Annotated in this window: 17 protein-coding genes and 1 riboswitch; of the genes, 15 read left to right on the forward strand and 2 right to left on the reverse strand. The window is 45.7% G+C overall.

Going from position 1 to position 26,245, the window contains the following annotated elements; all coding sequences use genetic code 11:
- The 8 genes from MHI25_RS04925 to MHI25_RS04960 all read left to right on the forward strand — a co-directional run bounded on the left by MHI25_RS04925 (position 1) and on the right by MHI25_RS04960 (position 14,279).
- Positions 1-2,403 carry a transcription initiation factor TFIID gene (locus MHI25_RS04925; protein ID WP_339246570.1) on the forward strand — a complete coding sequence of 801 codons (2,403 nt, stop codon included), beginning with the start codon at positions 1-3 and terminating at the stop codon, positions 2,401-2,403.
- A 293-nt stretch (positions 2,404-2,696) separates the two neighbouring features.
- The gene (locus MHI25_RS04930) at positions 2,697-3,971 is read left to right on the forward strand and encodes a VWA domain-containing protein (protein WP_339246573.1); all 1,275 of its coding nucleotides are present in this window, start codon (positions 2,697-2,699) and stop codon (positions 3,969-3,971) included.
- 24 nt (positions 3,972-3,995) lie between these two features.
- Positions 3,996-4,637: a beta-mannanase gene (locus MHI25_RS04935; protein WP_076099551.1), complete on the forward strand. Its 642-nt coding sequence runs from the start codon at positions 3,996-3,998 to the stop codon at positions 4,635-4,637.
- 82 nt (positions 4,638-4,719) lie between these two features.
- Positions 4,720-5,982, forward strand: a complete 1,263-nt coding sequence (locus tag MHI25_RS04940) for a hypothetical protein (RefSeq protein ID WP_340395068.1) — start codon at positions 4,720-4,722, stop codon at positions 5,980-5,982.
- Positions 5,979-8,975 (forward strand): glycosyltransferase, encoded by a 2,997-nt coding sequence (locus MHI25_RS04945; RefSeq protein WP_340395069.1) that lies wholly within the window; start codon positions 5,979-5,981, stop codon positions 8,973-8,975. The genes MHI25_RS04940 and MHI25_RS04945 overlap by 4 nt, the downstream gene beginning before the upstream one ends.
- A 128-nt stretch (positions 8,976-9,103) precedes the next feature.
- A riboswitch (cobalamin riboswitch) is annotated at positions 9,104-9,307 on the forward strand.
- A 169-nt stretch (positions 9,308-9,476) separates the two neighbouring features.
- Positions 9,477-12,041, forward strand: a complete 2,565-nt coding sequence (locus tag MHI25_RS04950) for a DUF4430 domain-containing protein (protein ID WP_340395070.1) — start codon at positions 9,477-9,479, stop codon at positions 12,039-12,041.
- Positions 12,042-12,243: 202 nt separating this feature from the next.
- A complete protein-coding gene (locus tag MHI25_RS04955; protein ID WP_076276826.1) occupies positions 12,244-13,950 on the forward strand; it encodes a methyl-accepting chemotaxis protein in 1,707 nt (568 codons plus the stop codon).
- Between the two features lie 11 nt (positions 13,951-13,961).
- A complete protein-coding gene (locus tag MHI25_RS04960) occupies positions 13,962-14,279 on the forward strand; it encodes a hypothetical protein (protein ID WP_340395071.1) in 318 nt (105 codons plus the stop codon).
- A gap of 591 nt (positions 14,280-14,870) precedes the next feature.
- Here the strand turns inward: MHI25_RS04960 and MHI25_RS04965 are convergent.
- Together MHI25_RS04965 and MHI25_RS04970 are read right to left on the reverse strand one after the other, a co-directional pair.
- Positions 14,871-15,074, reverse strand: coding sequence for a hypothetical protein (locus MHI25_RS04965; protein ID WP_340395072.1), 204 nt, complete (start codon positions 15,072-15,074; stop codon positions 14,871-14,873).
- A gap of 862 nt (positions 15,075-15,936) precedes the next feature.
- A complete protein-coding gene (locus tag MHI25_RS04970) occupies positions 15,937-17,073 on the reverse strand; it encodes a polysaccharide deacetylase (protein ID WP_076185022.1) in 1,137 nt (378 codons plus the stop codon).
- A 487-nt stretch (positions 17,074-17,560) separates the two neighbouring features.
- On the opposite strand from MHI25_RS04970, the gene qoxA reads away from it, so the two are divergent.
- The 7 genes from qoxA to MHI25_RS05005 all read left to right on the forward strand — a co-directional run bounded on the left by qoxA (position 17,561) and on the right by MHI25_RS05005 (position 26,120).
- Entirely contained in the window at positions 17,561-18,580 is a 1,020-nt protein-coding gene (gene qoxA, locus MHI25_RS04975) for a cytochrome aa3 quinol oxidase subunit II (RefSeq protein WP_036680822.1), read from the forward strand.
- Between the two features lie 38 nt (positions 18,581-18,618).
- Entirely contained in the window at positions 18,619-20,562 is a 1,944-nt protein-coding gene (qoxB, locus tag MHI25_RS04980) for a cytochrome aa3 quinol oxidase subunit I (RefSeq protein WP_076129582.1), read from the forward strand.
- On the forward strand, positions 20,559-21,155 hold the full coding sequence (qoxC, locus tag MHI25_RS04985; RefSeq protein WP_042124373.1) for a cytochrome aa3 quinol oxidase subunit III: 597 nt from the start codon (positions 20,559-20,561) through the stop codon (positions 21,153-21,155). The genes qoxB and qoxC overlap by 4 nt, the downstream gene beginning before the upstream one ends.
- 4 nt (positions 21,156-21,159) lie before the next feature.
- Positions 21,160-21,450 (forward strand): cytochrome aa3 quinol oxidase subunit IV, encoded by a 291-nt coding sequence (gene qoxD / locus MHI25_RS04990; protein WP_036680878.1) that lies wholly within the window; start codon positions 21,160-21,162, stop codon positions 21,448-21,450.
- Positions 21,451-22,839: 1,389 nt separating this feature from the next.
- Positions 22,840-23,229: a GntR family transcriptional regulator gene (locus MHI25_RS04995; RefSeq protein WP_036680827.1), complete on the forward strand. Its 390-nt coding sequence runs from the start codon at positions 22,840-22,842 to the stop codon at positions 23,227-23,229.
- Entirely contained in the window at positions 23,222-24,124 is a 903-nt protein-coding gene (locus MHI25_RS05000) for an ABC transporter ATP-binding protein (RefSeq protein WP_036680830.1), read from the forward strand. Before MHI25_RS04995 ends, MHI25_RS05000 begins: the two co-directional genes overlap by 8 nt.
- Positions 24,099-26,120, forward strand: a complete 2,022-nt coding sequence (locus MHI25_RS05005; RefSeq protein ID WP_340395073.1) for a hypothetical protein — start codon at positions 24,099-24,101, stop codon at positions 26,118-26,120. The genes MHI25_RS05000 and MHI25_RS05005 overlap by 26 nt, the downstream gene beginning before the upstream one ends.
- Positions 26,121-26,245 lie beyond the last annotated feature (125 nt).

Below are 26,245 nucleotides of genomic sequence, written 5' to 3' on the forward strand. Positions count from 1 at the left end.
ATGATCAAAACACAGGCATTATCTTATGGTGAACAATATGCGGTACAGGAAGAGGCACAGCGCAGCAAAGGGGATGGACGCAGCAGCATCCATTACCCTGCCCTGTTTCTGTTCGTAGGCGACAAGGTTGCTCCGGCCATCGGTCCGGTGCTGGATAGCTGCGAACGAAAATGGGATAACGCCGGCGGTGTTATGGCATTACATGCTGTGTCAGGTGCGGCAAAAGAAGGAATAGACGGAAGTATAAGTGGATCTGTTGCGGGAGGAAAAGACCGGGTGCTGGCCATGGCCTTGCCGGAAACGGCAGGGTCAGATCCACGCACTGTGCGTCATGAACTTTACCGCAAGTTTCATGAGGATACACGTTATCTTGCTGAAATGAATAAAGTTATCCGGCGGCTGAGCAACAGTATAGCGGATTATGGACGTCTATATTCATCTTTTGACGTCATCCATCTCTCTATCATTACGCGGGTTGATGATCCGCTTAATGTATTGCTGCCGGAAATTACACTGTTGGCTCGTGCTGTACTCGGCCAGTCCTTTAAGTCCGTACAGACAGATCTCTACGCTCTGATCAATGAGCGGGAGCAAGGGGATAATTTTGGATATTCCAGCTCAGTAGGGCTGGCTTTTCTGCGTGAATTGGACAGAATGCAAGCTACGGACTATAAGTTTAATGCGCCGTTACTTGTGACGGAAGACGGTCTGTCGATTCCAGTTGCCCATGGTCCTTCCGCATTATTTGACCTTGTGTATCTGCTCTCCGATAAGAATGAGCGCGGTATGATGTCTGCACACGGTATGGATGACAACTACGAGATTATTTCTCATATTAGTCTGCTCAAAAATCGGGTCCGCCCGGCTTCTGATCAGGCTACTGGTCATGGCGGATATAACAATATGACCTTCAAAAGCGGCATCAGGGGCAGCACTGGAAGACAAGGCTACGCCTCTGCTGGCTTTTCCGGGGTAAGAAGACCTAATGTTCAAATTGCTTTGGCGGTGCTGTATCATGCGTTTCGGCGGCTTGTCTCCGATATGCGTGAGGGCAGTTCGTGGACTATACGTGAACGGCAGGCGTTGTTAGGGCTGGACCCTGACAGCTTGCGGGAACACGCGGTACACCTACTTCCGGAGAAAGACGGCCTGAATGAAATGACGGGGTTAATGAGTCACGGACGCCCTACCTATAATGAACTGAAGCAGCTGTCACTTCGTGAAGCTGAACGGCAGTTGTTCGGTGACGGGGGCGAAGCTTATTTCCGCAATAACTTTGTGGCAGAGTCAAACCGGAGAGTAGAGGGAATGAATCCATTACGCCAATGGCGCACTATGCTGGCGGCACAGGAAACATCTACGCCAGCGGTAAGCTTTTATCAGCTTGCGGAGTGGACGGCAGATCGTGATGAAGCCGGAAGTGTGCTCCATCTTTTACGTCAGCATATGGCAGGCCTGCGTTCCGCGATTCTCTCCATGCAGGAGGAGCTTGAGGACCTTTACGCAGAAAGCGTGGAGCGCCAGCCGTTCCAGCGTGTGCCGCTTTTTGATAAAAGAACAGTACGTAACTTCATTCATTATTTATTCTCAGCCGTATATGGCAAAAAATATGAACTATTGGGCCTAGAAAGTGAGCTTGCCCTATGCAGTCGTTTGGAATCTGCACTTGAGCAGCTTCATATGGAAAGTATGGCCCGTGTGAAAGCTATGGAGACTTTGGAGGAAGAATTGCGTATTACTGTTATGGACAGCATTGGGCGAACAAACGAAACAACGGGCCAGAACGTAATGGAATACTACCGCGTAGTCACAGAAGAAGTGATGAAGGATATCGAAACCCGGCGTGGACCTGGAATATTCTTCAGTGAGAAGTACATGGGCAGTATCTCCAAGCTCTTAGAACAAGGGAAAGAAGCTGTGATTGAGCGTTTGATTGATATTTGCCGTCGGGAGCTGCTGACAGCAGAACCTTTCAATTTATCTTTTGAGGAAGAGCTTCTGCGGCGTGCAAATGTTGCGGCAGCCTATGAGAATCGTCAGGTTCTATCGAGGGAAGAGCTGTTCAAGCGCTTGTATCATAATTTAGAAGAGTGCGCGGCCATTAATGTTCGGTTATTCGAATATACGCAAGAGCATCGTCATGAGGAGAAATATTTCTTCGGAGACAGTTCATCAGAGTTTCTACGCTACGCCTTTGGAGTAGATGAGACAACCCGGATTTACCGGTTAGGATTCGTGCATGAGCAGCGGAGGAGCGGAGTGGAGAAGCTAAACCTGATGGGCGGCTTTCATTTAGAGGACCTGCTCTATTATCGCAACGGTAAGGTCTATTATGAGACTTATGCTCAGAATGGCTATCAGCTCCATGGGCTGAGTGAAGATCAGCTTCCTGAGATGCGCTGATGGCGTAATAGATAGGTCCCCTCACTTTGAGTCCCTTTATTGCCTTTGTGCAATAGAGTCATCGGATATAACTCTTAATTAGAGTTCCGGGATAGGGACATTTCTCCTTATTTCCACTGCACACTATGCAATAGAATAGAAATAGATGTTTCTCCTATTCCATTCTATTGCACAAAGTGCAATCTGGGGGATGATAACACATCCGGGTAGCCCGTTTATCAGGCAGCATAACCCCCGGAATGTTTAAAGGATAAGAGTACAATTCAGATTTTACCCGGAAAGGAAGTATAACGATGCAGAGAAAAATCAATCTGCTGCTGCTCTTCTTCAGTCTGATCGGCGGCGGGGTCGCCTTTCTTTTTGGCGAATGGCTGCTAAGCTGGTATAACGATCTGCCTTCCATCCTGCTTGTGGGTATTTATTTTGCCATTGTGGCGATGGGAGTCGGTGTAGGCTGCCTGCTTGCAGAGATGATCTCGCCACGACTGAACGGAGCTTCATGGAAGCAGCGCTATCTGGGGTTATCGTGGAAGCTGCTGCCTCTGATGATTGTTCTTGCACTTGGTGTTGGAGCTTTAACGGAGTTTGTTTATGAGCTGAATTTTGGCGGAGCCAGACCAGTTAAGAATGTAGTAATGGCTATCGATGACTCAGGCAGTATGACACAGAGTGATCCCGATAATAGCCGGTATTCCGCAGCAAAAGCGTTAATTACAAAAATGGACACTGACAATAAGGTAGCCGTGGTGACCTTTAACAACGAAGCTGTAGTTGTCCAACCTTTAACGCCACTTTCAAATTCGGAGAATCGTGAGAAGGTGCTGACTGCAATCGATAATCTGCAGCCAACCGAAGGCGGTACGAATATTAGCGGTGCGGTCTCGGAGGCACTCAAGGAGATTGACAGTGACGGCAAAAAAGACCAAGGAGCCATGGTCATCTTGTTGTCTGACGGAGTGAGTAATTTCGATACCACAAGAGAGTTGCAGGCTTATGTAGAGCGCGGCATTGCCGTGAATACCATTGGTCTGGGCTTGAATGATCCAGCAGGCACTCAGCTGTTGCAGGATATTGCGAGAGTGACAGGCGGACACTATTATGATGTCAAGGATTCAGCCCTACTGGGCGATGTGTTCCAGCAGATCTATGACCGTCTGGGAGATCGGACGCTGCTAACTGAGCGCAGTGATTCAACGGCAGACAGTCCTTATTATGCTGCGGTTCGTATTTTGTCACTGATGTTGATGGGAGCTGCGCTTGGATTAGGTCTGGGAATTATGTTTGATAACCGTCATTTGGCTAAAAGCTTTGGGATTGGCGGCGTAATATCAGGCTTGTTCGCAGGACTGATTCTGGAATTTGGACTTAGCGGTGACTCCTTTACAGATAGTCTTATTCGTCTTCTGGCTGTTCTTATATTAGCTGCTATTATTGCATTATTTACAGGCGTCATTCCGGTAGGAGAAGGACGTATTTATCGAAATAGAAGAAACAATAACGCAGCGCCTGCACCAGCATCGGATAACTTTCCGGGTCGGCGCAGAAGCCGGAACAGCAAAGGATTCTAGTGTAGCGGAAAGGGGTTTACAGTAATGAGGTACGCCGAGGTTAATGCTTCCGCTCCGGGAATAACGGATGTGACATCCCAAGTGGATGACCGATTCTGTACGCTGAGATGGCGCTGGCCGGACGGCGTGCAGGCGGTGTACATCCACAAAACCTCCGCAGAAGCGGCTGACATGGGAACCGGAGATGATCCGCCGATCGGGATGAAGCTCTACACTCGTGAGGAATACAAATCTAACAATGGTTATCGTGATCGATTGGATGAGATCGGATTGATATCCTATACGATATTTGCTCGTCTTGCTGAGAACGGTGAGACTGCCCTGGTGAGGCAAAATGATGGTGTGAACCGGGTGATGGTCAGTGCAGGCAAAGCCCGGATCTATTATTCCATTCAACAAAAAAAGGCCTTATTCGGAAAACAAAAGACCGTACATATGGCGATTACGGCAGAAGTGCCCGTGGCACGGGATGTCCTCTGTTATGTCAAGAAACGTGGAGGGCATCCGGCAGGGAAAGAGGATGGTATTCTCTTTCCCTTCGTCCAGGATTTCGCTCCTGGACGCAATGTACTTCCGCCGATTGAAATCGGTAAGGATGATTTTGTACGCATCTTTTTCACCGATGGCAAGAAATATGGGCTTTATTACGAATTGGTACCGGAGTGAGACTTGGTCTACGCGTACAAGCGGGTAATGAGCAGTGCGTTCATAGCAAGTACGTAGATACAACTTTTGGGAGGATGAGTAGATGTCTTTTTTTAGCCGTATTATGAAAAAGAATCAGCCGGAGCCGCGGCCGCTTTTTTACGATATAGTGTGTCCGTATTGCTTCACCAAGTTCTCTCCGGAGGATGTCGTCTTTCGGGCTATGCACAGCCGGGAGGACGATGAAAATTACGCATTGGGTGAGGATGACGCCTTGAACAAATACCGTGAGCGCTTTGGGCTTGATACGGTAGATGACATAGAAGCGATTATCAACCCGGCGGATATTCCGGAAGAATATCATCATTACACGGATCATGTGTTAACTGGGCTTACGGATCGTTACGGTGTGCTTACGCGCAGACGGCTTTGCCCGTCCTGCCATAATGAGCTGCCGGTGACTGCCGGGAAGGTGCCGAGTAACATCATCTCGATTATCGGGGCATCCCAAGTCGGGAAATCGGTGTATATGACCTCGCTGATCCACACATTGCAGCATACTACAGCAGGTCATTTTGATGCCGCTTGTATGCCGCTTAATGCAGAGATTAGCCGTAAGTTCCGTACATTGTATGAAGAACCGCTTTTTGAGCGTGGGGATCTGCTGGCTTCTACACAGAAGGAAAAAATGCAGGAGCCTTTTATCTTTCAATTTGTCTTTAAGGATGAAAATAAACCGCCACTGACACTTGTATTCTTTGATGTAGCAGGTGAGGGTATGGTGGATCAGGATTATCTTGGACTTCATGGTCAGCATATCAAGAACTCTGCGGGTATTTTGTTTATGGTCGATCCGCTGCAAATCCGTTCTATCCGTGAAAAGATTCATATTAACATCGGTGACCGCCCGGGAGAATGGGTCTCACAATATGACGAGCCGCGCGATGTGGTGCTGACGATGTTCGGTGATTTTATTGCCTATCAGGAAAAGAGCAAAACAGACATTCCAACAGCGGTTGTGCTTGCCAAAAGTGATATGCTGCATTCACTGAAGGATGAGGATGGCGATTACATCAAGTCCAACAGCAATGTGTTCAATAACTATGTTCACCGCAAAACATTAAACATGGACGAATTCCATAATATCGACGGGGAAATTCGCAGATTTATTGGTAAGGTGGACAGACCCTTTAAAGATACGATGGATGTTTATTTCGCGAATACGGGTTATTTTGCAGTATCTGCGTTGGGCAGCAATCCTGTGAATCAAAAGATTGAGGGTGTAGTAAGCCCGATTCGTGTAGACGAGCCTTTTATTTGGCTGCTGCATAAGCTGAAGTATATTGAGGGGAGCGACGGCCCGTGAATGTTTTCTCAGGGTCAACAATCGCCCAACAGATGTACACCCGCGAACGTCGCGGAGTGTTTCGTTCCACAGAAGGCTTCGATACGGTAGCGAAATCAGATAGTCTAGACAATAATTTTGTGAAAAAAATCCTTCATCCCTTCTGCCTCTACGATGCTCCTGCGGAGTTAACCGCACGTGGAGAGAAGGATGAGGCTGCATATCCTGGTGCGCTGCACCTATTTCATGCTGAGAACGGGGATACAGTTATTGGGCTTAGTCGTTATCAAGCGGCCGATTTCACAGGCCAACGAAGCGCTTTTTTTGCACATAACTATGTAGTTCCTGCTTCACGTTCCGAAGAAATTGTGCAGAGCTATGGAGACTGGCTGCATGCTGATTTTGCAGAGCGTTATACGGGAGAGCTTGGTGGAACCTTGCCGGAGCTGCCCTCTATTCCAGTTGTTCGCACAGACCGCAGCCCTGATCCAATCGCAGGCTTACGCTTGTTAGGGATTGATGAAGGGATATTCAAGGCGTTATTGCAAGCGGTGATGCTCTCTGTAGCAGGTAAGAAAAAAATCTACGTGGCTCTAAACGTACCTATCACCGAGTTGTCTGCGCGGGCGGTGGAGCTTACAGAAATTCTGTATAGCGTGCTGCCGTATGAATTCCGCCGTAGATTAGGCGTGATTACCTATGCGAATGAACCGCAAAGCCGTAAATATATACATCTTAGCTTTGTGGAAAAAGGTTCACTTCGTCCCGGTGACCGCAGTATTGAGAAGGATTATACCTTTGATTTGGCTTCCGGACGGATGGGAAATGTCGATTTTGGCGATTCCCGCCAGCCTTATGCTGATTTGGTATGGAAGCTGTTACTGCTGAATCCAGGAGACATTAACGACTTCGTAAGCTTCGCCGATCAGATTCTACGTGGAGAGAGTCCTGAGCACAAGCTATCCCTTTCTTTCTATAATGAGCTGGCTATATTTTATGAGATTGAGCAAGGGAACGAGCATTTATATACGGAAAACAAGAGTGCGGTGCTAAGTGGTTTGCTTTCTTACCTTAAACCAGACGGTGCAATTCATTCTAGAATCCGCTTGAATGATATTTTCTTAGAACGGTTTGACCGGGAATTTGATCTGATTCGGCAAAGAAATGTGCCAGATCCGGCGATTATGGAATGCTTTAAAGAGTATTTTGTACTTAAGGATCACAATTACAGGGTCAGAATCGTGGATTATTTCATTAATGGGATGCTTCATAGTGTGGAAGCGGGCCGCAAGGATATTTTGAGTGCTGCTTACGGGATCATTGAGAGTAATGATGAGTTAAGTGCAGCTTACTTCCAGCGCGTGATGTCTGAAACTTATTTCCGTAAGCAGCTACTTGAGCCTTATATGGAATCAAGACTAGCTGCGGCGTCCAGATCTGCGGATATTCTGAGCTTTGTGCTCCATTGGGGGCGGTTCCTGCCAGTGGCGTTAGAGCAGTCTTTTGCTCAAAATGCTGTGAAGGATTATTTGCTAGAAAAGCTCCAGCTGGAGCATGATCCGGTGGCTTCTGTGGCGGAAATTCATGAAATTGTAGATAAGGCAGAAAAAGATCGCCGCAAAGGAACAGGAGTTGCTCCTAAGGCACTCTCCCTAATGCAGGATCTTGCTGCTTCAGCAGATAGATTCTTACTGAACCGCTTATCGCTTTCTGATATGACGCAGGAGGAGCTTCTGGAGGTAGTTTTTTTACGGTATGGTAATGTTGTCGATTGGCAGCCGCCACTGGATAGGATTAGCAAGCAGAAAGAGAATGCGCTGCGTGCCGCTTACCGCTGGTTTGGTGAAGAGAAGCCGAATGAGGAGATTTTTACAGGATTGTCTCCGCAGGAACTAGACGATGTGCAGCTACTGGGTCGTCGTTTGCTAAAAGAGGCGCGTGTTCTGGAACCCTTTGAACGGCTTCCGCTAGCCTTTTACTACACAACTCAGCGTGAAGGGGGTCCGCTGGATTACGATGCGCTTCTGGAGCTGTTAAAGCGTAAAGCCGGTTCCGACAAAGAAATCATCTATCGGTTTTTTGCTTGGTCGCAAGGCAATCCTTTATTTACGGTTTCGAATAAAAAGCTGCAACCGGGTTACCGTAAGGCGATTCTGAAGTATTTCCTGAGCAGTGATCGTGAAGCGTTCAAGAATCGGGAATTCCGAAAGAACTATGTCGCGGCAGCTCGGCCTGCTCTGCAAAATGTGTACAATGAAGCCCGTTCCCAACTGGCTTCCCCGCTGGCGCGCTGGATCAGCCGCAGCCGATTTCGACTCTTAATCTCCGGCTCCATTACGGGTATTCTGGTGATTATTGCAATTATCGTATTCAGTATGCTGCGTCCGGATGATACGAAGACGGCTCTGCCGGGGACAAGCCCTGAGCCGACCCCTGTTCAGAGTGCAGGCAATATGCTGCCTCCAGCTTCAGTATACTTGAAGGATCAGAGCGTCGAAGGAGATAAGGGGAGCAGCATATTGGTGTTCACCTTCGCAAGTGCAGATGACTGTGTGCAGTTTCAACCGACTGAGATTAGTTTAATGTCTTCGTCTACAGAGATAGATAAAAGCTTTAAGGTCGCTGCCACGAATGGCACTTGTCCAGTGCCGTTAACGGATGGGACGGATGAGGGAAACACCGCTGACGAGTCAGATACCGCTGGCACTACTGGAGGAACAGCAGAAGGTGCAGATGCTACTAATGCTGTAGCTGATGCATCTCCGTCTCCTACGCCTTCCTCTGATACTGAGGACAGCACTGGGTTGCCTTCCGCAACAGCTGTGACTGAAGGTGAACAACCTTCCTATCAGGTTGAGGTTACATTGGAGCCTGGAGTGACAATTCTAGAGAAAAGTATGATCAAAGCCGGAAGATTTACACTGATCGTAGATCCCGACCCTAATATTCCACCAGCTTCTGATTCAAGTGCTGAACCCTCCCCGACTGCAAGTCCGGAAGGAACAGCAGAATAACAAGCTTTCTGAACAGCAATACCTACCGGGAGGTGGTATATTGCTGTTCATTTTTTTTGCTGCCCATACTTAGCTTTTCTATAGACATGCTATGTATTAATAGATATGATTATGGATGTCAAAATAAGATACTACATACTGGAAAAGGTGCAGACTCTATCAATCTAGTCGTCTGCTTAAAAGGGAAGTCCGGTGCAAGAGTCCGGCGCGGTCCCGCCACTGTATGTGCGGAGCGTTTCTTCTATAAGCCACTGCCCCGAAGGTAGGGTGGGAAGGTGAAGAACAGCGATGAAGCATTAGCCAGGAGACCTGCCTTTTTCGTGAGCGTTTCTATTCTTCGTGGGGTAAGAATGTGGAACATATACAGATGGACTGTTGGCAGGAAGCAAGCGCCGCAGCCTCAATTTGTAATCTTCCCTGACCGCCCTCCAAAGGGGCGGTCTTTATGTTATGCGTCTTATTCCCGGCAGTACCCATTCTTATACAGAAAGAGGTTAAACAATGAAGAAAATCATGTCTTCCAAGTTTGTAGCACTTGGGCTGGCCTTATTCATGGTCATTTCAATTCTAGGAACATCTCTTGCTCCGGAGGGACAAATATTTGCAGAAGCGAGCGCTGGCTCCGGTCTGGAGGCAACTGCTGCGGAGCGGATTAATGTTGCGGATGCGACTTATGCGGCTGCAGAATATCTCTTGAAAGGTGGCGTGCAATCGGATTGGCAAGCCATTGGATTAGCGCAAGCAGGGTACAAGCTGCCAGCTAGTTACCATTCAGAGCTTGAGAAAAAAGTAAAGGATGCAGCTGGAAATTTCGCCAATGTAACCGATTATGCTCGAATCGTGCTCGCAGTGAGAGCGATTGGTGCAGATCCTACTAGCTTTGCTGGTAACGGAACGACTCCTGGCTATAATCTGATTGAGAAAATTTATAATAACAGCAAGCTCAGTGAACAGACGCTTAATAATCCGGTATATGCTTTACTTGCGCTGGATTCTGGTAAATATAATATCCCAAGTGACGCGAAATGGACGGCGGATAAGCTCCTTACGGAGATTCTCTCCAAACAGAATCCGGATGGGGGCTTTGCACTAACCTCAGGCGCAAGTGAGCCTGATATGACAGCGATAACCTTGACGGCTCTGGCGGCACATAAAAATAATCCCGAAGCCTACTTAGCAGGGCTACAAGCCGTAGCCTGGTTATCCGCAGCTCAAGATAGCCATGGGGGTTACGGTGACAGTGCTGAAAGTAGCGCACAAGCAATCCTTGGACTCACATCCTTCGGAGTTGATCCTAGTGGATTAGAATACACCAAAAACAAAGTGGATCTAATGGAGAACCTGCTTAGCTATCGTCTAGCTGATGGTAGCTTCACCCATAGCCGTGGTGGAAGCAGTAATGTTCTGGCGACAGAGCAAGGGCTTCAGGCGCTGGTTGCCTATAATTTGCTGTATAAAGGAAGCAACAGTAAGCTATACGATTTTTCCAAATCCTCCATTCAGAGCTCACTCATCTACGCTCCAGTAACGATTGAGGGACCACAGGCCACGTTGGCACAAGGGTACGCCTATGCTGGCAACGCACTTGGAGCGTTAGAGAAGCTGGCGCTTCAAACGAACTTGCCGATCACGAATCCTTCGGGCAGTTATGTGACTGGCATCGGAAGTATTGCTGCTGGAAGCTTTGGTGGTTATGACGGATGGATGTATGTTGTATCGCGTGACGGAAAATGGATTAATCCCGATGTAGGCATGAGTGATTTTGTACTTAAAGATTCAGATCAGGTACTGGTTTATTATGCCGGAGACGACACTAAGCTTGTGGATTCCGTTACGCTTTCCAAAGCAAATCTTAAAGAGGGCGATTCTTTTACCGTCACTGTAACTAGTAAGACGTGGAAATGGGACGCTGCTACGAATACTTCCTCTCCTGTAACTGCAAAAGCTGCGGGTGTTCAGGTCCAAATTGGAGCTCACAAGGTAACGACGAATGCTAAAGGTGAGGCCGTATTCTCAGGAAATATGCCCGCAGGTGACTATACACTGACTGTAACTGGCTACCGTGAAGGTAAAGCCCCAACGATTGCTAAATATACAAAAGCTCTAAAGGTGATTTCTAAGAATGTAACAGCTTCGCTTACCGTTGAAGGCCCGGAAGGGTTGATTAGTGAGGGGACTTTAAAAGCCTCCAATGCCCTTGAAGCGTTGCAACAACTAGGGTCTACCGATGATTTTAAAGTAGATATCACCAAATCGTCTTATGGCAACTTTGTATCAGGTATCCATGGAGTTTCGCAAGGTACTTACGACGGATGGTGGAGCTTCGTGGTATCACGCGGCGGGGAGTGGATATATCCAAGTGTGGGTATGGATGCGTTCGAACTACAGGAATCCGATCGTGTACTTGTCTATTATGCAGGAGAAAATACACAGGTTGTAGATGCTGTGGTGCTTACCCCATCACAGCCAAAAGCTAATGAAGCTTTTACTGTAAAGGTTTCACAGAAAAAGTGGGTGTGGAATCAGGAAAGCTTAACTTCTGATCCGGTTACCTCACCAGCTGCAGGTGTGCAGGTTTCGATTGGTGATAAGAAGGTAATCACGAATGAACAAGGTGTGGCTGTTGTTGATGGGGGTCTCCCAGCAAATAGCTATACAATAACTGTTACCGGTTATTCTAAAGATAGCGTACCGAGCGTAGCGCGTTATACTCAGTCTCTGACTGTCGGATCGTCTGTTATTGCTCCAGCAAAAGCTACCGCTACCCTCTCAGTGATTGGAGATAGCCGGAAAGGAACCATCCTAGCCAGTACAACAGTAGCTCTAAAAGAGGGCGAAACGGCTTATAGCTTACTAGTCAGTCAATTAGGGACTAAGGTAGTATCATCCGGCAACGCTGGAAGCATCTACGTGAAATCTATTGACGGGTTGGCTGAATTTGATGGAGGCCCAAGCAGCGGATGGAAGTATAAAACGAACCGGGATGCGGATCCAAGCATCAGTGCAGACAGTTATATTTTGCAGAACGGTGATACTTTGTACTGGTACTATACCTCGGGAGAATAAGGAAGAGGAAGTTTGATTAGGCGGTCACACATGGATTCGGAGTAATAGCGGATCGGGTGCCCGCCCTTTTTTATTTGAGGAAAGTCGTTTTATGACAATATATACTTTTATTCGACACAATATTTTAAAAATCATCAAACTCTTAGCCCTTCCGACCGATAAAAATAGATAGATCATAAGATAATGTGAAGGCGGAGTGTAGATGAAAAATTTGAAAGTGAAATACAAAATAGGGCTGCTTTTGGTATTCGCAGTAATTATGGTGAATGCTGTAGGGGGCATAGGCATCATCACAATGAACAAAATGGCCGAAAAGACAAATGAGACATATAATGAAAATTTATTGCCTGTTTCTTACGTAGGGCAGATGCGTACGAATAATAGGGCTATTGAATCCTATCTTTTGGAGCGTTTGATTAGCGTTGATGCCAGCAAAAACAAAGAACTTTCTGAGAGTATCCAAGTGAAGGTTCAAGATAATAATGAACTTATGAACAAGGTGAAAGCGATTCAGTATAATGATCCTGCTATTGTAAGTAAAATCAAAGAGTATGAGTCCTTTTTGCCAGATTATCGTGCACAGCGGGATAACATTATAAAGATTGCTGATAGTAATCATAATCAAGAGGCCTATAAAGTATTTTCAGGCGAATTTAACGAATCCCGTGAAAAAATGATCAACCTGCTTAAAGGAATTAGTGATTCTTTGCTTAAAGATGCTGATGAACACAATTCAGGTTCCATGGCAACCGCTAAAAGCATGCGGGTAAACAATACCATAATGATTACTTTCGCTTGGGTGATTTGTATCTTGATTAGTATTGCAATCATTCGATTGATAACAAAACCGCTTAAAGAACTGCAAGGACTAATGAAGCGGGCAGAAGATGGAGATTTGACCGTGGTAGCAACGTATACCGCCAAGGATGAGATCGGCCAAATTAACAGTTCATTTAACAATATGCTGCAGGGCTTGCGGAAGATGATGCAAGGGATTGCAGAGAGTGCAGAACTGCTGTCAGCTTCATCGGAAGAGATGAGCGCTAGTGCTGAGCAGACCTCATTGGCTTCACAAATGATCGCTGTATCTTCTGGAGAGATTGCTGCGGGATTTGATGAGCAGACAGAGAGCATTAACAGTACAACACGTTCTATAAAAGCAATGACCAATGATATTGCAGCCGTAGAGGGCAGCAGCTATGAAATGTCGGATCTTATGGGAGTAGTTTCCGGTTCATCGGATCGTGGAGTAGAGGCTGTAGACCAAATCATTGTGCAGATGAAGGAAATTGACCTCAGTGTAACTCAGAGTCAGGAGATTGTTTCTAATCTGGGGACATTGTCACAAGAGATTAATACAATTATTACAACGATTAACGGTATTGCTACACAGACGAATCTGCTTGCGCTCAACGCTTCTATAGAAGCAGCACGGGCCGGTGAGCATGGACGGGGATTTGCTGTAGTTGCTGGAGAAATTCGTAATCTGGCGGAAGCAACTAGAAATAGTTCTTTACGGGTTACAGATATTATTACACATATTCAAAAGCAAACCGAAAGCGCAGTAGAATCCATGGCTTTGGGTACTGAGCTAGTCACCAATGGCGTAGTTCAAAGTCATCTGGTATCTCAAGCTTTTCATGAGATTCAGACTTCCATTAAAGAAGCTACCTTACAGACAGCGGAGATTAGAGAAGCGGTTGCTCATGTGGCCATGGAATCACAAGGTGTCGCAGCAGCTATGGAACAGGTCAACGTTATATCTAGTAAAGGTGCAGAAGGTGTTCAGGACACAAGTGCAGCGAGTCAGGAGCAACTATCCGCAATGGAGGAAATGTCGGCTTCAGCTCAGTATTTAGCGGTGCTCGCAGAAGATCTGCAAAAGACATTGTCCAGCTTCAAACTATAGACTTCATAATATTGTTAAAACCAGCAGAGCAGCGGTTCTCCAGTAACGGAGATCGCTGCTCTGCTGTTTGTGGTTATAGTAGATTGGGAGCAAGTGCGAGCCAACTGATCTCAGTTGGTCAAGGGGAGGGATGTAAGCTGGTCTCAGTAGGTCAGGAGCGTATAGACGTAGGCTGGTTTCAGCAGGTCAGGGGGGAGAGATGTAAGTTGATCTCAGCAGGTCAGGACCGTATAGACGTAAGCTGGTCTCAGCAGCAGGAGCGTATAGACGTAAGCTGGTCCCAGCAAGTTGCGGGCAAACATATGCTATGTGATCTCCAGCGACACTAGTGGAAAGACGGAGGCGTGGAAACAATAAAAACCTTGGAGATGATCGGTATGCTCGTACCCTGTACCTCGTACCCTGTACCTCGTACCCTGTACCTCGTACCCTGTACCTCGTACCCTGTACCTCGTACCCTGTACCTCGTACCCTGTACCCCGTAACTCGTAACTCGTAACTCGTAACTCGTAACTCGTACCTCGTACCCCGTACCCCGTACCCCGTACCCCGTAACCCGTAACCCGTAACCCTAGTGTTCCCGGCTGATCTCTAGTTTTTCAAACACACTGTCTACTTGATATTCCCCAGTTTAAGGTCATCTGGGTCCGATGCGTGGGCTCATACCCATCCCCATATGCTATCGGACTCAGTAGCCGCTATTTGCCCATTTATCGCCATTGGAGCAAAGTTTCGGACTCCAATGCAGCTATTGGTGTGGAAAACGCTGATAACTGGTGTTTTTTGCACCAATAGCGGCTATGTGGACCGATAACACCCGAAACAGAGGCAAATCCAGCAATTAAGGTCATCTGGGTCCGATGCGTGAGCTTATGCTCACCCCCAAAGGCTATCGGACTCAGTAGCCGCTATTTGCCCATTTATCGCCTTTGTAGCAAAGTTTCGGACTCCAGTGCAGCTATTGGTGTGGAAAACACTGATAACTGGTGTTTTTTGTACCAATAGCGGCTATGTGGTCCGATAACACCCGAAACAGAGGCAAATCCAGCAATTAAGGTCATCTGGGTCCGATAGCGTGAGTTCATACTCATCCCATCTGGTTTGGCGGACACAGCAGACGCCATTCGCTCATTTTGTGGCTTGGGAATGGAGTTTAGGACTCAGTAGCCGCTATTTGCCCATTTATCGCCATTGGAGCAAAGTTTCGGACTCCAGTGCAACTATTGGTGTGGAAAACGCTGATAACGGGTGTTTTTCGCGCCAATAGCGGCTATGTGGACCGATAGCATCCGAAATATAGCTAGATCCAGCAATTAAGGTCATCTGGGTCCGATAGCGTGAGTTCATACTCATCCCCATATGCTATCGGACTCAATAGCCGCTATTTGCCCATTTATCGCCATTGGAGCAAAGTTTCGGACTCCAATGCAGCTATTGGTGTGGAAAACACTGATAACGGGTGTTTTTTGCACCAATAGCGGCTATGAGGTCCAATAGCATCTGAAATATAGCTAAATCCAGCAATTAAGGTCATCTGCGTCCGATAGCGTGGGCCCATACTCATCCCCACAGGCCGGACACAGCAGACGCCATTCGCTCATTTAGTGGCTTGGGAGTGGAGTTTCGGACTACACAGTAGCCGCTATTCGCATATTTGTCGCCATTGGAGCGAAGTTTAGGACTCAGTAGCCGCTATTTCCATATTTGTCGCCATTGGAGCGAAGTTTCGGACACCAGTGCAACTGTTGGTGTGGAAAACACTTGTAACTGGTGTTTTTTGCACCAATAGCGGCTATGAGGTCCGACAGCATCCTGAAAATAGGGAAATCCAGCAATTAAGGTCATCTGGGTCCGATAGAAAAACTGGGGAGCATGAATGTGGTTGGATTAAACAAAAATTAGTGTTTAGTTCAAGACCAAAAAAAGAGGGAATCCCAATAGCTAGTTCACAGCTGTCGGGATTCCCTCTTGATTTTTTTGAAAAACTCAGCGTGTATCCTTCCAGAAATTCAGAGGTTTCAGATCTGAGCTAATGACGTGGAATGTATATCCTTCTTTTTTCAATGACTCTAAGATACGCGGAAGTACTTTAAGTGTAGCTTTTTGATCATGCATCAGAATCACTGGATTGGTCTGCGATTTCTGCAGCTTATGAACCTGATTCATTACCGAATTATAGATCGTCGTACTAGCATCCTTGTATTTCCAATCCTCTGAGTCCACGTTCCAATCCCATAGATGATAACCTTGAGCCAGCACTTTATCTCTAAAGGCCTTTGTGAAATAAGGTTTGCTTCCATAAGGAGGACGAATCAGTGTAGTGCTTTGACCTGTAATCTTTTTCAAAATGGCGTTATCGTTATCCATCTCTCCCAGCGCAGCCGCAGGTGAAGCATAAAACTTCTCTTTCCGGTGCGTCATTCCATGCAACGCGAGAGCATGCCCTTCATTCGCAATCCGTTTCACTTGCGCAGTATGCTGGTTCATATTCGGTCCGATCATGAAAAAAGTTGCCTTCGCATCATATTTTGCCAAAATATCAAGCAATGTAGAAGTTGTAGCCGTTGGCCCATCATCAAAGGTGAGGTATACGGTCTTACCTTGCTTCCCAACAGTTGGCGTAGAAGTTCCAGGAGTTGCGGTTGGCTTCAATTCCTTTTTAAACTTACTTACAAATGTTGCATCATCTAATGTAGCCGAGCCATCTTTTACACGCAATAAATATTGATCTGCTTTAAAGGAAATTCCAAAACCAAGATAAGAGGTCAATTTCAGTGGAACCATTGTTTTTCCGTTTTTCAAAAATGTACTCATGGATATGGTCTTTCCATCGCCTAGAGTAGCTGTTGCATGATCATTCAGCAGTTTGATTGATCTGTTCTGACCTGTAACTTTTATCCCATCGCTCACTCCAGTTAGCGTTAACTTAAGTTCCTGTGATAGATCACGTAGAGGAACGTAATAGGTATCTTTTACCGAAACTGCTTCAATAGTTGTTAACTTATCGTTCACACCTAACCTAAGGGAGCCTGCACCTGCTGCATTCACTGAATCTATCGCTCGTATTGATCCGGAACCAATGAATAATACGATTAATAATAGCCATACTTTCTTTAAAGACATCGTCAAAAATCTCCTATCTATGTATATTTGTCTATTACCTTATCATACATTGATAGAATGAAATTTGAGAGATTGTAACCCCCAGCAGAATAATTTGTTACCTTTTAGAAGTTAACTGTGATTTCAACCACAATCATAAAAAGCACGCGACTCCGGCTAAATACTGGCGCATCAACAAAAAATGGTTAAAATCACCCTGTTTTGCGCAGAATAGATGTGTCTAAATTAGCAACTTTAGTAAACTATTGAACAAAGTTTGAACGGAATTTTTCAACCCATAAACAGCGCCGTTACAGTGATCTTTATCATACTATTAGAAACTTGTAACAAATTGATCACACATATTTAACTTGTTCGCCATTATTAAGGTCTTTTTTAGGCTAAATGGAAAAATAAGTCTTTTGCTTTCTTCCCCATAAATTCTTACTATATATTAAGGTTAATGTTGAGGGTTAATAAAAGAAGTATTGAAGGAAGGAGCTTAAGCATGAACAAAAAGGGACCGTTATACGCTTTATTTCTCAGCCTAATTTTACTCTTGCCAGGATGCAGTTCAATCGCTGTTCTGAATCCGAAGGGGCCGGCTGCAAGAACTTTATCTGACACGATCATTCTCTCCATTGTTATGATGCTCGGCGTTCTGGCAGTTGTCTACATCTTATATGTCTTTGTGCTTTTGAAATACCGTGCTAAAAAAAGCAACGAAGATTATATTCCTCCTCACGAGGAAGGAAACAAATGGCTGGAGGCTATCTGGATTACCATTCCGATTATTATCGTGGCATTCCTCTCCGTAGTCACCGTCAAAACAACAGTAGATGTAGAAAATGTTGCAGCGGATTATAAAGATCAGAAACCGCTTGTAATTTATGCTTCCTCCTCTAACTGGAAATGGCATTTCAGCTACCCAGAAGAAGGTATCGAAACAGTAAACTACGTTAACATTCCAGTTCACCGCGCTGTAGAGTTCAGATTGTATTCTTTCGGTACGATCTCAAGTCTTTGGATCCCACAATTGGGAGGACAAAAATACGCGATGAGCGACATGATCACAACCTTGCACCTTTCAGCTGATACTGTAGGTTCTTATGTCGGAAGAAATGCGAACTTTAATGGTAAGGGTTTTGCCCACATGGAGTTTGAAACACTTGCGATGACAGATAAGGACTATCAGGAATGGGTGAAAGACGTTAAAGAAACGGCGGGTCCACTGACGGAAGATGAATTTAAAGGTCTTTTGGAAATGGAACATGTCGGACGTAAAACGTATACGAATACTCACTTATCCTTCAGCCCGCCTCCGGGAAGCCATGGTGACCATATGAGTAATGGTGGCACTGAAATGGATACGGATAACGGAAGTATGGAGCATCAGGATAATAAAGAAATTCACCCGACTCCAGCACCATCCAGCGAGACGGAATTCAACACCGAGCCTAATCCAGAACTGGATGAGCCGACACCTAGTTCTCCATTAGAAGAGAGCACAACACATGACGGACACTAGTCAATGTTAATTGAACAACTTGAAAGGAGCGATTCCTAATGGATTGGGATAAATTTAAGGTCCACGGCGAACCCCTGATATACGGAGCTATGGCAAGTATTGTTCTGGCTACAATCGGGATTATCGTCGGCCTGACCTATTTTAAAAAATGGGGATATTTATGGCGCGAATGGTTGACTACTGTTGACCACAAACGTATTGGGATTATGTATATCCTCGCTGCATTGCTTATGCTTTTCCGCGGCGGCGTTGACGCTATTATGATGAAGCTGCAAACAGCAGCCCCGGACATGAAATTTCTTGACGCACAGCATTACAACGAGGTATTTACAACACACGGCTTGATTATGATCCTTTTTATGGCCATGCCGTTTATTATCGGTCTGATGAATGTTATCGTTCCGCTGCAAATCGGTGCTAGAGACGTTGCCTTCCCGCGTCTGAATGCTGTCAGCTTCTGGCTCTTCTTCTTTGGAGCTATGCTGCTTAACATTTCGTTTGTTATCGGGGGATCGCCAGATGCTGGTTGGTCCGCATATTTCCCGCTAGCAAGTTTAGAGTTCAGTCCAACGGTGGGTAATAACTATTACTCGCTCGCACTACAAATTTCAGGTATTGGTACGCTCCTCACAGGCGTTAACTTTATTGTAACGATTCTGAAAATGCGTGCACCAGGCATGAAGTTGATGAAAATGCCGATGTTTACTTGGTCCGTATTGATCACCAACGTAATTATCGTATTCGCATTCCCTGTGCTTACGGTTGCACTCGCGTTGATGATGTTCGACCGGTTGTTCGGCTCTCAATTCTTTACGATGGCCAATGGCGGTATGGATATGTTATGGGCTAACCTGTTCTGGGTATGGGGTCACCCTGAAGTATATATCGTTGTCTTACCGGCATTCGGTATTTATAGTGAAATTATCGCCACCTTCTCTAAAAAGAACCTGTATGGATATACATCCATGGTATTCAGTATGTTGATCATTTCCCTCTTGTCCTTCCTAGTATGGGCTCACCATTTCTATACAATGGGTCAAGGTGCTATGGTTAACAGCTTCTTCTCGATTACAACCATGGCCATTGCCGTACCAACAGGTGTGAAAATATTTAACTGGCTATTTACCTTACGAAAAGGGCGAATAACCTTTACGACACCTATGCTATACACCCTGGCCTTTATTCCGATCTTTACGATTGGTGGGGTAACAGGTGTCATGTTGGCTATGGCCAGTGCCGATTACCAGTACCATAATACGATGTTCCTGGTTGCCCATTTCCACTACGTTCTTATTCCAGGTGCGGTCTTCGCCGTTATCGCAGGGTTCCATTACTGGTTCCCTAAAGTATTCGGTTTCCGTCTGAATGAACGTCTTGGCAAGCATGCCTTCTGGTGGATTATCATTTCCTTTAACGTATCGTTCTTCCCGCTGTTTATTCTCGGACTTAAGGGTATGACCCGCCGACAATACACCTATTCTGCGGATACCGGATTTGGCCCGCTGAGTATGGTCTCATTCGTAGGTGCGATCGGTCTCGCTATTGGATTTGTAATCCTGGTTTATAACATTTACTGGAGTACTCGTTACGAACCAAGAGATACTGATGGAGATCCGTGGGATGCACGTACTTTGGAATGGGCAACGAAAAGCCCGATTCCAGCTTACAACTTCGCAGTGGTTCCAAATGTAAAAACACGCGATGCTTACTGGTCTGCTAAACAAGATAAAGTACCACTTTTTGAAGATAAGATTACTAAGATTCATATGCCTAGCAACACAGGAAAACCATTTGTTCTGGGTGTTATCTTCTTCATTGCAGGGTTCTCTCTGGTCTTCAGTCTTTGGATTCCAGCGATCCTCTCTGGAGTAGGTATCCTCATTGTTCTAGCTGCTATGTCCTTTGATCGGGATCACGGATTCTACATCCCAGCAGAAGAAGTTATTGCTACTGAAAAGAAATTGCGGGGTGAGACAGTATGAAAATAGATGCGTCTAAGCCGCTTGAATACTCAACAGAAGAGAATAGTAATAAAATCTTTGGCTTCTGGGTTTTTCTAGGAGCGGAGATTGCACTGTTCGCTACGTTGTTCACTGTTTATTTTGTAATGGTAGACCGTTTTGCCAGCGGCCCTAGCGGGCCGGATCTTTTCGAAATTGGTCCAGTAATGATCGAAACATTGCTGCTGCTGACAAGTTCGTTCACGATTGGTCTTGCAGTTCATGCCATGCGGCATGGTTACCAAAAAGCCATGATGGTCTTTTTCGGACTAACCCTTCTAATGGGCCTCGGCTTCCTTGGTATTGAAATCACGGAGTTTGTCACTTATGTTCACGAAGGGGCTACACTTCAAACCAGTGGTTTCCTATCCAGTCTCTTTGTACTGCTGGGAACACACGGAGCTCACGTATCGTTCGGGTTCCTGTGGGGTGCGGCTATTCTAATCCAGTTGAAGCGTCAAGGTATTAATCCGGCTACGGCCAATAAATCCTTTATCTTCTCGCTGTACTGGCATTTCTTGGACGTTGTCTGGATCTTTATTTTCAGCTTCGTCTATCTGAAAGGACTGATGTAGCATGATGAAGCAATTGTTTCCAATTCGCCATGTGATGGGTTTCTTAGCCTCTCTTGTCCTTTCTGTGGCTGCACTTGCTGTAATCTACCTTGATCTATCCAACACTGCGAACATGGCTATCCTGCTTGTTACAGCCCTCATTCAGGCTTCCTTGCAGCTCTTCCTGTTCATGCATATTGGTGAATCAGCAGATACCAAGAAAGAACTTTACATCAATATCGCCTATGCCTTATTCGTTGGTTTAGTTACGATATTCGGTACGCTCTTCATCTTCGTATGGGGCTGGTATGCTTAATTACAGTCACTAATACTCAAAGGGACGTCTCTAAAGCCAAAATGGCTTAGGGACGTCTCTTTTTTTGCGTTTATTTAGGAGGTTTATTGTAGCGGATGCCCGGAAATGTGCGTCTTTTAGGCAATAGCTGCACTGGAGTCCGGAACTTCGCTCAATAGGCGAAAAATGTGCGAATAGTGGTATCTGGGTCCGAAAGCTACGGGGGATGAGGTTGGCTCGGTGCGACGGACTCAGGTGACCTTAAAAGCGGGAAACAGCGGCGTTTGGAGTGGTAACGGAACCCAAAGCCGCTATTGGTGTGAAAAACGCCCAAAATGAGCACCTTTCTAGGCAATAGTTGCACTGGAGTCCGAAACTTCGCTCAAAAGGCGGATAATGTACGAATAGTGGTATCTGGGTCCGAAAGCCATGGGGGATGAGGGGAACTTGGCGCGATCGGACTCAGATGACCTTATAAGCGGAAATCAGCGGCTTTTGGAGTTGTAGCGGACCCCAAAGCCGCTATTGGTGTGAAAAACGCCCAAAATGAGCGCCTTTCTAGGCAATAGCTGCAGTGGAGTCCGAAACTTCGCTCAAAAGGCGGAAAATATGCGGATAGCGTCATCTGGTCCGAAAGCTACGGGGGAGATAAGGGGGGGCGGCGCGATCGGACTCAGGGGAGCTTAAAAGCGGGAAACAGCGTCATCAGGGTCCTAAAACTACTGTGGACGAGATTGGCTCGGCGCGATCGGACTCAGATGAGCTTAAAAGCATGAATTAGCGTCATTTGGAGTTGTAACGGACCCCAAAGTCGCTATTGGTGTGAAAAACGCCCAAAATGAGCACCTTTCTAGGCAATAGTTGCACTGGAGTCCGAAACTTCGCTCAAAAGGCGGATAATGTACGAATAGCGGCATCTGAGTCCGAAAGCTACGGGGGATGAGGATGGCACGGCGCTGTCGGACTCAGGTGACCTTAAAAGCTGGAAACAGCGGCATTTGGAGTGGTAACGGACCCCAAAGTCGCTATTGGTGTGAAAAACGCCCGAAATGAGCGTCTTTCTAGACAATAGCTGCAGTGGAGTCCGAAACTTCGCTCAAAAGGCGGAAAATGTGCGAATAGCGTCATCTGGGTCCGAAAGCCCCGGGAGACAAGGCTAGCTTGGCGCAATCGGACTCAGATGACCTTATAAGCAGAAATCAGCGTCATCAGGGTCCTAAAACTACTGTGGACGAGATTGGCTCGGCGCGATCGGACGTAATTATGATTAATAGCAAGGAATAGATAAATCCCGAAGGAAAATCTTGGGGATTTTTTTGTTGACATATAAATAAAACTGTATTAATAATAGTAGTACAGTTAGTACACATCATAATGGATTTAATTCAAGATAGTGGAAGGAGGAAGGTTATGTTCGAACTGGACGTTCGTAGTCGGAAGCCGATTTATGAGCAGCTGACCGATAAGGTCAAGGAGATGATTCTGCATGGTATTTTGCAGACGGATGAACAGCTACCTTCTGTAAGGACGTTATCCCAGCAGCTAACCGTGAATCCCAATACGATTCAGAAGGCTTACCGTGAATTGGAACGTGAGGGATATATCTATTCATTACAGGGGAAAGGAAGTTTTGTAGCCCCGATGAAAAAAGAACAAAATGCGATCAAAAAAGCGGAAGTCCGGAACGAGTTGCTGAGGCTGATGGCGGAGGCGGTATACCTTGGGTTCACCGCAGCTGAGATTAGTTCTTTGTACCAACAAGTGGAGAAGCAAAGAGAAGGAGGGAAGAGTGATGATTGAGATTCGGGGAGTCAGCAAGTTATTTCAAGGCGAGAAGGCAGTCGACGATATCTCTTTAACGGTACATAAAGGAACAATTTATGGGCTGCTCGGCTCTAATGGCGCGGGCAAAACAACGCTGCTCAAAACATTGGCGGGCATCTACTCTCCAGATAAGGGGACCGTGCGGGTGGATGGTGAAGCGGTTTTCGAACACCCGACGACTAAGCAACGGGTTATTTTTATGCCGGATGCTCCTTACTTTTTCCCACAATCCACCATGCTGCAAATGGCGGCCTTCTATCGCTCGATTTATCCGAGCTGGAATCAGAAGCGTTTTGAAGATTTGGGAACCGTATTTCAGCTCGATAAAAAGCGCAAACTCAGTCGTTTCTCCAAAGGGATGCAGCGGCAAGCGTCATTCTGGTTATGTTTAAGCTGTATGCCGGATGTGCTGATTATGGATGAACCGATTGACGGATTAGATCCGGTGATGCGGCGTCAGATCAAAAACCTGCTATTTCAGGAGGTTGCTGAACGCGAGTTGACGGTAATCATTTCTTCCCATAACCTTCGTGAGATTGAAGATCTGTGCGATCATGTCGGGATTATGCATGGTGGGAAGATGTTGATTGAGAAGGATCTGGATGATCTTAAGGCGGATACACATAAGATTCAAGTGGCGTTTCGGGATGAACGGCATGAGATTCCGTTAGCTGCCAAGTTACAAGTTCTGCATCAAGAGCGCCGGGGAAGTGTGAACCTATATATTGTAAAAGGGGATCGTGAACGGATCAAAGCGGCTTTTCAGGTGTACGAGCCATACGTATTCGATTTGCTTCCATTAACGTTAGAAGAGATCTTTATTTATGAAATGGGGGATGTCGGATATGACGCGCAGCCATTACTACTTTAATAGCAGTATTTTTCGCCAGAACTTCCGCCAGCATGGCTGGATAGGGATTATATATGCACTCGGCTTATTATTTGCACTTCCATTACAGCTCTTCATGAGCAGCAATCCGGATGCAAAACCGCAAGAAATAGATCATTTATTTCGCATAGCTGGTAGTGTGCAAGCCTTATTTATCATAACGATCCCAGTTGCCGCAGGACTATTCTTATTCCGATACCTTCAGGCAAAATCACCTGCAGATCTTTGGCATAGCCTGCCTTTACGCAGAGAGCATTTATTTACAGCTCATCTGACGAGTGGACTTACCTTACTATTGCTGCCTGTTTGGTTAACTGCTGGGGTGGTTGCCGTTGTTAAGCCGTGGAGTGGTAATTTTTATATTTTTCAAGGCGCAGATATTTGGCAATGGTGTATTACAGTTAGTATTCTGACTTTGTTCCTCTTTTGCTTTAGTGTTTTTGTGGGAATATGTACGGGCCAATCTATTCTTCAGGGAATTATCATTTATATTTTGCTTATTCTTCCTGCTGTACTGATCTCATTAATCCACAGCCATTTAGCTATGTATCTTTATGGATATGCAAATGCAAACTCTAACTTGCGTGATTCTATTTCGCAGATATGGTCTCCTTTTGTTCATATCGTGTATTATTTTACCGGCAAACCCTTCACCAATACAGAATTATGGATTTATGGGGTATTGGCACTTCTATTTATCGGGTTGTCGTACCTGTTATACCGTAAACGTAATACGGAAAAAGCGGGTCAGGCTATTGCCTTTGGATATTTCAACCCACTGTTTAAAGCAGGGGTTATGTTATGCGCCATGCTTATTGCCGGTAATTATTTTGCGCAAATGAAGCAACAGCAAATGGGCTGGGTGATTAGTGGATATGCCATCGGAGCCATTATTGGTTATGTCGCCGCAGAAATGATTGTTCGGAAAACATGGCAGATTATGACGCGTAAAATGGTAGCTGAGTTTGCAATTTATGCGGTAATGATAGGGTTACTTCTGTATATCCCGGTATCAAGTGTTACGGGGTATGAAGCTAGAGTGCCTTCCGGTGATAAGATTAGCGGTGTATATATGGGAGCTAACTACCGGTTGTATGCCCCAACGGATGATTGGTACACTACACCCTACATGGGGCAGAACCCTTTTTCCGATGATAAAGATTATATAGAAGCTGTCCGTAAACTCCATCAAGCGGTAGTTGCGGTACGTCCAGAACTTACCTCACAACAATACGTTTATGAATATTTTACTCTGGCTTATCAATTGGAGAATGGTCACAAGCTAGTGAGGGAATACTGGATCCCTAATAAGGGGTTTGAATCAGAGCTCAAGGCGGTTAAGGATACCGAAGCTTACAAGTATGAAAAGTATAATTTAGCTCTCTTAGACAAAGACCTGGATTATATGTGGGTTACTAACAGGAATAAAAAAGTAGCGATCTCTGATCCCGGGGAAATTTTAGAGCTAAAGGAGATTATCAAACGCGAAATTTTGAATATGTCCTACGAAGTACAGATAGATAAGGATGGAATACCTGATGTGGCTAATATCCAAATAGAGGTAAAGGCAAAAGAGGACAGCAATCAAGTTTCTTCAAGTTATGGTTATAATTATCCATGGAAATCTTCTTTCCATGAGCTTGAAAAGTGGATGAACGAAAAAGGTTATGCCGATAAAATACGAATAACAGCTGAAGATATCCAATCGGCAGAGATTATAAAAGATGATTATATGGACGAGCAAACACCTAAGAACCCTACTAGTCCTGAACAAAGAGTAGCGCTTGCACGCGAAAAGAATCGTACGGCTGTTACGAAGGATAAGACATTATTAACAGATATTTTGGACCATCATTTCCATAATGGTGTTGAGAATGGCAACTACATTGTGAAGTTGATGTACAAAGAGGGTTACAGCGATTTCGTAATGTTAAAAGAATCGGATATGACGCCTGAATTGAAAGCATTGCTGAAATAAGTTAAGAAGTTAGTAAAAGATTACAGATAAAAGATTACAGATAAAAGACTACTGGTTGACATAAACTGGATAGTTGGATTATGCTTTTGGAGATACGATAAGGATGATATGGAACTTTCAGGTCA

This window comes from Paenibacillus sp. FSL E2-0177 (assembly GCF_037992975.1).
Taxonomy (GTDB): domain Bacteria; phylum Bacillota; class Bacilli; order Paenibacillales; family Paenibacillaceae; genus Paenibacillus_AQ; species Paenibacillus_AQ odorifer.